This window comes from Lascolabacillus massiliensis, assembly GCF_001282625.1.
Classification (GTDB): domain Bacteria; phylum Bacteroidota; class Bacteroidia; order Bacteroidales; family Dysgonomonadaceae; genus Proteiniphilum; species Proteiniphilum massiliensis.
The window spans coordinates 489,890-502,150 of the sequence record NZ_CTEJ01000002.1 but is presented as its reverse complement, the minus strand read 5'-3'; the positions used below and the strand labels follow the sequence as shown (position 1 = coordinate 502,150).

Genomic DNA, 12,261 nt, shown 5'->3' with positions numbered 1-12,261 from the left:
ATATATGAAAAAAACAATACTGGTATTTCTATCTATCCTTTTGTTATCGGGATGTGCAGATTTTCTCGATACTAGTTTAGATACAAATCCTACATCTGAAACAATAGAGACAAACCGTAATACTTTGTGGAATCTGGCGAATGCATTTTATTCACCTATCACATATGGATACTCTGTGATAGATAATAATATATTTGCTTCGGCTTCTGATGAGGCACAGCAGACTGCGGTTTCGAGCAATGTTCTTTACTTTAATAAAGGTATCCTCAATGAGGGTGTTAATCCTCTGTTTTACCTCTATAGGAATTATTATGAAGGTATTCGTGCTGCCAACTATTTCTTGGATTATGTAAAGGATGGCAAGGGTGAAGAGCTTCTTAAGCTGAATCGTAATATTGAGAATGATATCTACTCCTATATGCGTGATGTGGCTTCATTGAACTGGTATATTGCCGAGGCTCATATTGCAAGGGCATACTACTACTCTGAATTGATAAAAATGTATGGTGCTGTTCCAATCATAGAGAAAACAATTGAGCAGTCGGATAATGAGAAAGTAACTCAGTCTTCTTATGATCAGGTTGTAGAATATATTCTCAATGAAATTGATACATATAGTGGAGAACTTGCAGTGAACTGGGATGAGTTTGCCGATCGTGAAGGGCGATTTACACTTGGTGCTGCACTTGCCATCAAATCACGTGTTTTATTATATGCAGCTAGCCCGTTGCATAACCCTGAAGGTAATCTGAATAAATGGATAAAGGCAGCTGAGGCAGCCCGTGATTTTATAGATAATGAGGAGTTGGATTATAGTTTGGACCAGAACTACGGTACTTACTTTATTGGTGCAAATTCACTTTCAAGTCCTGAAACCATCTATGCAGTGAGAAGGGGAGTTTCAAACAGTATGGAGGTTAATAATTATCCGATCTCCACTCCCGGCGGATATAGTGGTGTAACTCCTTCGCACAACCTGGTTTCAGCATATGAATATGTTGGAGAGCCTGATCCCAACAATCCTTATGCAAACAGGGATCCCCGTCTATATGCTTCTGTTGTTACCAATGGCAGTACATGGAACGATCGTGTAATTGATCAGCTTCCGGGAGGCAGTGACGATATGACAAAGGCAAATGCAAGTCGTACCGGTTACTATCTGAAGAAATTCCTTACCGATAATTTGAATCTTATTCAGGGGCAAACCGCACAACATAACTGGGTTGCTTATAGGTATGCAGAGATTTTACTTAACTATGCTGAAGCTATGAATGAAGCATTTGGACCTACAGATGTCCCAGCAGGCTTCACTCTTTCGGCAACAGATGCAATAAATATGGTGAGAAACAGGGCCAGTGCAGATCTGCCTCTTATTTCAACTGAATCTAAAGATGAGTTCAGGAGTGCTATAAAGCATGAAAGGAGGATTGAGTTGGCATTTGAAGATCACAGATATTGGGATCTGCTGAGATGGAAGGATGCAATGCAGGTACTCAATCAGCCAATTATGGGAGTAAAGGTTGTAGAAGATGGTGAGAGTGTAAACTATGTTGAAATTAAAGTGGCAGATCGCGTGTTTAATGAAAGAAATTACTACTTGCCATTCTTGCGCTCTGAGATAGTTAACTCAAATAATACATTGAAACAAAATGAAGGATATTAAAAATAAAAAGGTATGAATAAGCAATTAACTATAATACTATTCATCCTGGTTTTACTGGGATGTGAGAAAGGGGATGGTTTCAAAGAGTTTGGATATGAATTTATATTTATGCCGCAAGCCATGGTTACCGGAGGCATAAACAACAACTATTCAGTCCCCGCCGGAGGTGGAGAGTATACCAATAACTTTATCGTCAATAACGGCAAGGTGGATGTTCTCCTGGGTGTTTTGCGCTCAGGCAGTTCTGGCAGTGCAGCTTATAGTGTTGATATTTTGTCCTATGCACCATCGGCCGAAGTCTTGGAGTCGTTGGAAGGAGAGGCTCTTCCATCTTCAATGTATACTCTTCCTAACAAGGTTGATGTTAGTTCTGACAAGACAGGAGAGGTATTCTATCTGTCAATTGACTCTCAGGCACTGTTAACTGAAGCTTATGATGGCAAGATATTGGTACTTACTGTAGAGATTACTAATCCCACTTTTTATGAATTGGCGGAAAAAGGAACTAAAGTAAATGTTGTGATTGACGTTGATAAATTAAGAACTTATCTGTAGTAATATCATGAATGTCAGTCAGGTATTATTTATTAAGCAATAAACTTAAATTATGAAACTAAATATTCTAACAACATCAATTTTATTACTGTTTTCATTTATGATACATGCCCAGATTGGGAATGTAAGGCAGCTTACAGAGAAAATCACCCAATACGACAGATCCGATTTCCGTATTGAACTGAAAGGTAAATGGACCAATCCATACCTACAGGAGGAGGTTACTTTGGATATGCTGGTGACTACACCAAGTGGTGAAAATCTGGTAGTCCCATGTTATTATGAGTCGGGCGAAAGTGGAAAGGTATCAGTCTGGATGGCTCGTTTTACACCGAGAGAAAGCGGAGAGTATCAGTATCAATTTGAATTGAAAGGAAAAAATGTGAAGAGGAATGTTTCCGGGAAACAGAGCTTCACTGCTGAGAAATCTGATCTTAACGGGTTCCTGAATACAGAAAACGACTGGATATTGAGATTCGACAATGGAATGCCTTTCAGGGGTGTGGCTGAGAATATATGCTGGGAATCTAGAATTAATGATGATTCCAGGTTCTTTAAAGAGCTGCATGAGAGGGGTGATATTTTTAACTACGATAGAATGATTCCTAAGTTCGCAAAGAATGGAGGCAATTTTGTAAGAGTGTGGATGTGTTCATGGAACTTTCCTATCGACAGGAAGGATAACTTCAATAACAGCAGATATGAGCCATCTGAAGAGTACTTCAACAGAAGTGTTGTGGAAAGGTTGGATCATTTTATTGATTTATGTGAAAAGGAGAACGTATATGTTATGCTTTGTTTGGGGCAGGGTGATGTAAATGCAGATAACAATTTCTTTATTGATAGTGAAGCGAAAAAGCGTTACAAAAACAGACTGCGTTATATTGTGGCAAAATGGGGATATAGCCCAAATATTGCTATGTGGGAGTTTTTTAATGAGATCGACAATATCAAGTTCAGAAATGAAAAAAATCCTATACCTGACGAAGCTATCGTATCCTGGCATGAGGAAATGAGCACTTACCTCAAAGGTCTTGATCCCTATAAACATATTGTAACTACAAGTATATCTCATCGAGATATAGAAGGGTTGAATTCAGTTAAAAATATAGATATCAATCAAAAGCATATTTATAACAATACTGATATTTTATCATCGGAGATTGTGAAATATGTTGAGGAGTTCAACAAACCATATATCATAGGGGAATTTGGTCGCGAATGGGACTGGTCGAAGAATTTTGATGATTTCTCTCATGAGATGGATATCGACTTCAAGCGTGGTTTGTGGTATGGAATATTCTCGCCAACACCTGTAACACCTATGAGCTGGTGGTGGGAGTATTTTGATGCTCGTGGAATGACTCCCTATTTCAGAGGTGTCAGGGAGATAAATGATCGTATGCTTTCTGCAGGAAAAGGTAAGTTTGAATCATTGACCGTAAATGCTGGTGATTTTCATGCTTATGGTGTGAAATGTGGTGATGAGGTCTATGTCTATCTATACAATCCCAAGAATTCTACCATCATTACAGATATAGAGATTGATCTTCCCGGAACTGTTGGAAACTACAGATGTGAAAGCTATGAGCCTGCAATGAGGGTTTATAATGAAGTGGATCATATCTATGCATCAGATGGAAAAATCACTTTGAAGGGTGAGATATTGGGTTCCAACTGTGAGTTACTTTACATAATTTCGAAAAAATGAGGAAAATATTGATTTGCTACTTGCTGGGTGTATCTGTTGCTGTCATGGCACAGACAGAGGTTAAAATATCAGGTGCTCCCGAAATTGAGGCTTGGGTTACTAATGCCGACCGATCAGCGCTTTTTGAAAGAGTGCCGGAGAAGATCAAGTTTGGCATGGAGGAGGGCAAAGGTTTGCCTATCATTATCAACGATAGGCAGGAGTATCAATCAATAGATGGATTTGGTTTTGCGCTGACCGAAGGGAGTGCTTTTCACCTGAATAGAATGAGTAAAGATTCCCGTGCAAAGATCCTACGTGAGATGTTTGCCCATGATGGTGATAATGTGGGGTTTAGTTATATTCGTCTGACTTTGGGAGCATCTGATCTAAATAACTTTGTATACTCTTATAATGATCTGAAGGAGGGAGAAACAGACCCTGAACTGAAATATTTTAGCCTGGGGCATGACAGAGATGATATTATTCCTGTTATGAAAGAGATACTGGAAATCATACCTGACATAAAGATTATGGCATCTCCATGGTCTGCACCCGTATGGATGAAGACAAGCGGTGACGTGCGGGGTGGTGCTCTTAAAAAGGAATATTACGGCACCTATGCAAATTATTTTGTGAAATATGTACAGGAGATGGGCAAAGAGGGTATCGTGATAGATGCAGTAACTATTCAGAATGAGCCTCTAAACTCTAGAAACACACCAAGCATGCCATGGTATTGGCAGGAGCATAATGAGTTTGTGCGTGATCATCTTGGACCGGCTTTTAGGGAGGCTGGATTGACTACAAAGATTGTAATATTTGACCATAATTGTGATCGTCCAGATTATCCTTTGGCTATTCTTAGTGATCCTGAAACTTCTCAATATGTAGATGGTTCGGCATTTCATCACTATCGGGGTTACCTTAGTGGTATGTCAACAGTACAGTTGGCACGTCCTGATAAGAATATTTATTTTACTGAACAGATGCTCACAGAGCGTCCCGAAAGCAGTACAATCAATATTGCTCCTTCTGTGAAAAGGTTGATTATTGATGTGATGCGTAACTGGAGCAGAAACAGTATTCTTTGGAATTTAGCTGCCGACCCTCTAAATGATCCGCATACCGATAATGGAGGATGTTCCATGTGCCAGGGTGCTTTAACAATTGATGGAGATAAAGTGGTTCGTAATATAGCCTATTATACCATTGCACATGCATCCAAGTTTGTACGTCCCGGCTCTGTTCGCATTCATTCCACCCACCCATTCGATAAAGGTGTTGATATAACAGAGGATGAAGAACGTGCCGAAGTCAGACGTGCCACCTTGGTTGAACATAGCGACGTGTTGCCAAATGTTGCTTTTAAAACTCCGGAAGGGAAAATTGTTCTGATTATAGCCAATGACTCTTGGTCTGTTAGAAATGTGAAGATCCAGCACAATGGGCTGTATGCCAATATTAGCCTTGACCCGGGTTCGGTAGGCACTTATATTTGGTAATGCCGGGTGATATAGATTGGTATTGTAACAATTGTTCGGTTTTACTTAATAGATAATTAATTATTATTTGAATGATGTATAAAAAAATATATTTCACGGCTAAACAGCTGCTTTTTTTACTGTTATTGATTAATCTTGTAGCTTTCACTTCTTATGCACAGGATAGTAAAAACACTTTTTCTACAGAGGGTTGGTGGAAACCTGCAGAGCCTCCATTTTCTCCTGCTGTGCACGACGATGGAAGCATCACCTTCAGACTGAAGGCACCGGGAGCAAAAAAAGTGACTCTCAATTTCGATGAGTGGGATGTGTCGAAATGGGATATGAAAAATGATGGAAAGGGTACGTGGGAGGTAACCATCCCTCCTGTATCACCCAGAGTGTATCAGTACACATTTGAGGTTGATGGTATGCAGGTAGTTGACTTTGCAAATCCCGATGTAAAGGCTGGCACATCGGTGTATGGCAGTATAGTGGAAGTGCATGGTAAAACTCCAAGATATGACGAGATACAGGATGTGCCGCATGGAGAAGTACATATACTTACATATAAATCCACTCCTCTGGGAAGAATACGCTCAATGTATGTATATGTTCCTGTACAGTATGAACGTCAGCAGAACCGCTATTTTCCGGTGCTCTATCTACGCCACGGAGGTGGTGACAATGAAAGTAGCTGGGTTAAGGATGGTCGTGCTGCAATAATTATGGACAATCTTATAGCTGAAGGGAAAGCTGTGCCAATGCTGGTGGTAATGTCTAACGGACTTACCGATGGCTCATGGGCAGGTGGCAGTTCCGTAGAAGGTATGAAGATACTGGAGGAAGAACTGCTGAAGGATATAATTCCTCTTATAGAATCGAGATACAGAGTGAAAAAAGAGCAATCTGGCAGAGCTATAGCTGGTCTCTCAATGGGTGGTGGCCAATCCTTTGTGATAGGTCTGAGAAATCTGGATAAATTTTCTGCAATTGGCCAGTTCAGTTCAGGTCTTTTGAGTGATAAGAATTTTAATTTCAAAGAATATATATCTGACTTTCCATCTGATCCTGAAGTGGTAAATGACTCTCTTTCATTGCTCTGGATCAGTTGTGGGGAAAAGGATACAAGATATCAGGGTCATCTCGATTTTGTGAACGAACTAAAAAAAAGATCCATTGCTCATGAGTTTTATTCTGCTCCATATGGTCATGAATGGGAATTTTGGCGTCAGCAACTGAGAGACTTTAGTCAGCGTCTGTTTGTTGATCAGCCAATAGAGCTTTCAATGGTTGATCCTCTTGCAACCGCCGAAACAAAAGCACTTTATGCTAACTTATACCTTATATCAAGGCAAGGTACCATGTTCGGACATCACGATTATCCATCATATGGTATTGGATGGAAAGGGGATAGGGATCGAAGCGATGTAAAGGACCTTGTGGGGGATCATCCTGCAGTTTACAGTCTTGATATGCATCGTATAGACGATGTTAAAATCAGTTTCGTGAAAGAGGTTTATAAACGTGGAGGTGTTTCAATGCTTGTATGGCATCAGAACAATCCCTTGACAGAAAAAGCTGGAGCACAATATCCAATTGGTACTGCTTGGGATAACACCAAAGTGGTTGATCAGATTCTTACTGAGGGAAGTGAGATGAACATCAAATATAAAAAAATACTTGATGGTGTTGCCGATGCACTACATGCAATGAAAGATGATGATGGAACACCAATACCTGTAATATTCAGGCCGTTGCATGAGCATACCCAGAAATGGAACTGGTGGGGGTCAACTGCCACTACGGATGCTGAGTTTGTGGCTTTCTGGCGTTTTATTGTTCATTATCTGAGGGATGTAAAGAATGTACATAATGTTATTTATGCAATCTCTCCACAGATGGATGAGGTATATGAGAATGCGGAGAGCAGACTGCTTTACAGATGGCCAGGCAGTGATTATGTGGATTTCCTTGGAATGGATTGTTACCATGGTCGCAATGCAAAAGCGTTTTACTCTAACCTGAAAGCAATGCATAAACTATCCACATTTCTGGGTAAACCGGTGGGAGTAACTGAAACCGGACTTGAGAATAATCATACTGCTGATTACTGGACCTCTGATGTGCTCAAACCACTTAGAAGTTACCCTGTAAGTATGGTAGTTGCATGGCGCAACGAGAGACCGGGACATGCATATGGGCCATACCCCGGAGATGCTTCGGCCGACGATTTCATACAATTCTACAAGGATGGTTTTACCCTGTTTGAAAGTGATCTGCCTGATATGTATAAGATGCCCCATGGTGTAAAGGTAAAATAGAACTAATATCAGTTGACAGTAAATGAAAATTCAACTGAAACTTTAAGGAATATAAATCAAAATAAAGGATATAATGGATATAATGGATAAAATGGATTTCAAGTATAGACTTAACGAAATTAATAAGAACTACGAACAATTAATATCAATTAAAAATACTCCTTTACTACCGGGAAATGGTATCTTTCTGAGATATAAAAATCCTGTGTTAACGGCAGCTCATACTCCTCCATTCTGGCGGTATGATCTGAATCCCAAGACCAATCCCTTTTTAATGGAACGTATAGGAATAAATGCTGTAATGAACTCAGCTGCCATAAAATGGAATGGTAAATATATATTGATGGCACGTATGGAGGGAGCCGACAGGAAATCATTCTTTGCAATTGCTGAAAGTCCTAACGGTATTGATAATTTCCGTTTCTGGGATTACCCGGTGATAATACCGGAGACTGATGATCCTGCCACAAATGTATATGATATGAGACTTACTCTTCATGAAGATGGCTGGGTTTATGGAATTTTCTGTGTGGAGAAATTTGATGAAACTGCTGAGGAAGGCGACTTGTCAAAAGCGAAAGCTTCTGCAGGGGTAGTAAGAACCAAGGATTTAATAAATTGGGAGAGACTGCCTGATATTGAGTCGAAAAGCCAGCAGCGTAATGTGGTGCTTCATCCCGAATTTGTTGATGGAAAATATGCTTTGTACACCCGTCCACAGGATGGATTTATTAATGCAGGCAGTGGACTTGGCATTGGGTGGGCTTTGGTTGATGATATGACCAATGCCAGGATTAGTGATGAGAAAATAGTTGACCAACGCTATTACCATACTATTAAAGAGTTGAAGAATGGAGAGGGCCCTTCACCTATCAAAACATCTAAAGGATGGCTACATCTTGCTCACGGGGTAAGAGCATGTGCTGCAGGTCTAAGATATGTACTATATTTGTATATGACATCGCTGGAGGATCCATCCAAACAGATTGCTGCGCCGGGAGGGTATTTTATGGCCCCGGTGGGAGAAGAACGTGTTGGAGATGTCTCCAATGTTCTCTTCAGCAACGGCTGGATAACCGATGATGATGGTACCGTATATATCTATTACGCTTCTTCTGATACAAGAATGCATGTAGCCACATCAACAATAGACAGACTGGTTGATTACTGCCTCAATACACCTGAAGATAAGCTAATGACATCTAAATCGGTGGAGACATTGTATAGACAGATACACAGTAATATGATGCATTTGAAATCAGTAAAAGAGATTTAACATGATATCATTCAAAGAAAAATTAGGATATGGATTTGGCGACGCTGCATCGTCGATGTTCTGGAAGTTATTTGGTATGTACCTGCTGTTTTTCTATACTGATGTGTTTGGTATGGAGGCAGCGGCAGTAGGTACGATGTTTCTAATTACCCGAATCTGGGATTCCTTTTTCGATCCGGTAGTAGGTGTCATTGCCGATCGTACTGAATCGAAATGGGGAAAATTCAGACCATATCTGCTATTCCTGGCGATACCATTTGGTGTAATTGGTGTATTCACCTTTTACACTCCTGCTTTTTCAACTCCCGACAAGGTCATTTATGCATATGTTACCTACTCTTTGATGATGATCATCTACTCAGGTATTAATGTACCATATGCATCCTTACTAGGAGTAATAAGCCCTGATCTCAAAGACAGAAACGTTTTGTCTACTTATAGAATGGCGTTTGCCTACATAGGCAGTTTCGTAACATTGCTTCTTTTCATGCCATTGGTAAATTACTTTAGCGATTATAGTAAAGATATTGAAGATCAGCGGTATGGCTGGTTGATGGCTGTGGGAGTAATTGCTGTTGTATGCATAATCCTGTTTTTCCTTTGCTTTGCATTTACAAGGGAGAGAGTAAAACCTTTAAGAAAAGATCAGACACCCCTAAAGGATGATTTGAAGGATCTTGTTAAGAACAAGCCCTGGTGGATTCTTCTAGGCGCTGGTATTTCTGCACTTATTTTTAACTCTATACGTGATGGTGCAACCATATATTATTTCAAATATTATATCGAGGAGGATGTATTTGGTACCATAAATCTCTTTAATATACCTTTTGTTCTCAGTGGGTTGTATCTTGCACTGGGTCAAGCCGGCAACCTCCTGGGTGTTATTCTGGCTGCACCCGTGAGCAACAGTATTGGCAAAAGAAACACGTATATGGGAGCAATGACAATCGCCACGGTACTGAGTATTATCTTCTACGGACTTGGGAGCCATAACCTGGCATTTATATTTATTCTACAGGCACTAATTAGTATTTGCGCAGGTAGTATATTTCCATTATTGTGGTCAATGTATGCTGATTGTGCCGATTATTCTGAATATAGTACAGGCAATAGGGCAACCGGACTTATATTCAGTTCTTCGTCAATGAGTCAAAAAATCGGCTGGGCAATTGGTACGGCACTTACCGGATGGTTACTGGCCTATTTGGGATTTGAAGCAAATCAGGTACAGAATAGTTCTACTATAGATGGAATCAAGATGTTCATGAGTTTTCTTCCTGCAATTGGTTCTTTCTTATCTATTATCTTTATATTTTTCTATCCTTTATCTGAGGGTAGACTTAAAGAAATTACTCAATCATTGAAAGAGCGCAGAGAAAATACAAAAGAGAACAGGGATGAATGAAAAGTGCACTGGAAAGATTAAAATATTGAACAACATTAAATGAAAAGCATAAATTGTCAGACTACAGAATGGATTTATGGATTTAAAAAGGAATTGACTGAAAATATTCTTCCATATTGGATCGAAAAGATGCAGGATTTTGAGCATGGAGGCTTTTACGGACGCATCGATGGCAATGATGTTATTTACCAAGAAGCCAACAAGGGAGCAATCTTGCATGCGAGAATATTATGGACATTCTCTGCTGCCTACCGTATATTAGGAAATAATGAATACAGGGATGTTGCTCAGAGGGCTTTAGATTATATAGAGTCTCATTTTATAGACAAAGAGTATGGTGGAACCTTTTGGGAACTGGATTATATGGGTAACCCTGAAAACACCAAGAAGCAGATGTATGCACAAGGCTTTATGCTTTATGGATTCTCTGAATTTTACAGGGCAACCGGATCTGAAAAGGCCTTAGCAATGGCAGTAGATACATTCAGGCTGATAGAGAAGTATAAAGATTCAGAATATGGTGGGTATCCTGAAGCCTTTACCCGAGATTGGGAACCAATATCCGATATGCGATTAAGTGAGAAGGATGCAAATGAAAGAAAGACAATGAACACTCATCTTCATATTCTTGAACCATATACCAACCTTCTTAGGATATGGAGACATGAGGATATTATGAATGCCCAGAGAGATTTGATCTCTATATTCATTGATAAGATTATTGATTCTGAATCATATCACCTCAATCTTTTCTTTAATGATTTCTGGGAGGTAAAATCTTCTGCAATTTCATACGGACATGATATTGAGGCCTCATGGTTGTTGACAGAAGCTGCTGAAGTATTGGGTGAGAATGGTCTTCTGGAAAGGGTCAATGAAGTTTCATCAAAAATCGCGAAGGCTGCTGCCGAGGGTTTGGATTCTGATGGTGGTCTGAATTATGAAAAAGAGGACACTGTTATTGATAGAGAAAAACATTGGTGGGTTCAGGCAGAGGCTGTTGTAGGATTTTATAGTTTGTATCAGAATATTAAGGATACCACCTATTTGGATTTAGCTTTTCGGATTTGGAGCTATATACAGAATCATTTGATTGATAAGACAAATGGAGAATGGTACTGGAGTATTAAACCAGATGGTATGCCCAATTTAGTAGACGATAAGGCAGGTTTCTGGAAATGTCCGTATCACAATGGTAGAATGTGCATGGAAATGATGGAGAGGATTAAATAAACCACTCAGATTTTTCTTTTCTAAAATCCCCTCCAATTCCATACATAGTCTTTACCAACATCAATAAATTATGATGGGGATATGAAGTTTGAATACTGCATAGAGGTTTGTGAAGATGAACCGGAACCAGAGGTGTGCAACGAAGAGGAAACAGCATGGGCTGCAGGTGATCGCTATCAGAATCCCGGAAACTGGGCAACTTATACTACTTATGCTCCTAACCTGACAGTTAATGTTTTTGCAGCACAGACATACCTGGTTGGCACCGCTCATTTCTCACCGGTTGTAAATGGTAAAGTGACTATTACTCTCACATCACTCAATGATGCAATATTGCAGGATGGTAATGAAACTGTTAAGATCCAGGGTTATGATTCTGCCCCAAGTGGCAATCCTGCACCGGGTCAGTTTACAACCTATAAAGGAACTGAAACAGTGATTGAAGTAGATGCATTCGCTTATTATGGAATCCACTTAGATGTTAAGCGTGTTGTAGATTGTCCAGAAGAAGAGGTTATAGAATGAAAAAAATAATACAATCAAAGGCGGTCATGTACCGCCTTTTTTATTGTACTTGAGAGTTTTTTTATTTAACCGGAGAAAATTTTTATTTAACCGGAGGGCTCTTTAA

9 protein-coding genes are annotated in these 12,261 nt (G+C 39.7%); all 9 read left to right on the top strand.

The window, feature by feature from the left end; translation table 11 throughout:
• Positions 1-4: 4 nt before the first annotated feature.
• The 9 genes from BN1354_RS06875 (at position 5) to BN1354_RS06835 (ending at position 12,155) form a co-directional block, all read left to right on the top strand.
• Complete coding sequence (locus BN1354_RS06875) at positions 5-1,663, top strand: RagB/SusD family nutrient uptake outer membrane protein (RefSeq protein ID WP_197272031.1); 1,659 nt, start codon at positions 5-7, stop codon at positions 1,661-1,663.
• Between the two features lie 12 nt (positions 1,664-1,675).
• On the top strand, positions 1,676-2,218 hold the full coding sequence (locus BN1354_RS06870) for a hypothetical protein (protein ID WP_053826660.1): 543 nt from the start codon (positions 1,676-1,678) through the stop codon (positions 2,216-2,218).
• Between the two features lie 52 nt (positions 2,219-2,270).
• On the top strand, positions 2,271-3,929 hold the full coding sequence (locus tag BN1354_RS06865; protein ID WP_053826659.1) for a DUF5060 domain-containing protein: 1,659 nt from the start codon (positions 2,271-2,273) through the stop codon (positions 3,927-3,929).
• The gene (locus BN1354_RS06860) at positions 3,926-5,413 is read left to right on the top strand and encodes a glycoside hydrolase family 30 protein (RefSeq protein WP_231623086.1); all 1,488 of its coding nucleotides are present in this window, start codon (positions 3,926-3,928) and stop codon (positions 5,411-5,413) included. Before BN1354_RS06865 ends, BN1354_RS06860 begins: the two co-directional genes overlap by 4 nt.
• 71 nt (positions 5,414-5,484) lie before the next feature.
• A complete protein-coding gene (locus tag BN1354_RS12150; protein WP_231623085.1) occupies positions 5,485-7,716 on the top strand; it encodes a glycosyl hydrolase in 2,232 nt (743 codons plus the stop codon).
• Positions 7,717-7,798: 82 nt separating this feature from the next.
• A complete protein-coding gene (locus BN1354_RS06850) occupies positions 7,799-8,992 on the top strand; it encodes a glycoside hydrolase family 130 protein (RefSeq protein WP_394331737.1) in 1,194 nt (397 codons plus the stop codon).
• Between the two features lies 1 nt (position 8,993).
• Positions 8,994-10,397: an MFS transporter gene (locus tag BN1354_RS06845; protein ID WP_053826658.1), complete on the top strand. Its 1,404-nt coding sequence runs from the start codon at positions 8,994-8,996 to the stop codon at positions 10,395-10,397.
• 39 nt (positions 10,398-10,436) lie between these two features.
• Complete coding sequence (locus BN1354_RS06840) at positions 10,437-11,630, top strand: AGE family epimerase/isomerase (RefSeq protein WP_197272029.1); 1,194 nt, start codon at positions 10,437-10,439, stop codon at positions 11,628-11,630.
• 81 nt (positions 11,631-11,711) lie between these two features.
• Entirely contained in the window at positions 11,712-12,155 is a 444-nt protein-coding gene (locus BN1354_RS06835) for a hypothetical protein (protein WP_053826657.1), read from the top strand.
• Positions 12,156-12,261 lie beyond the last annotated feature (106 nt).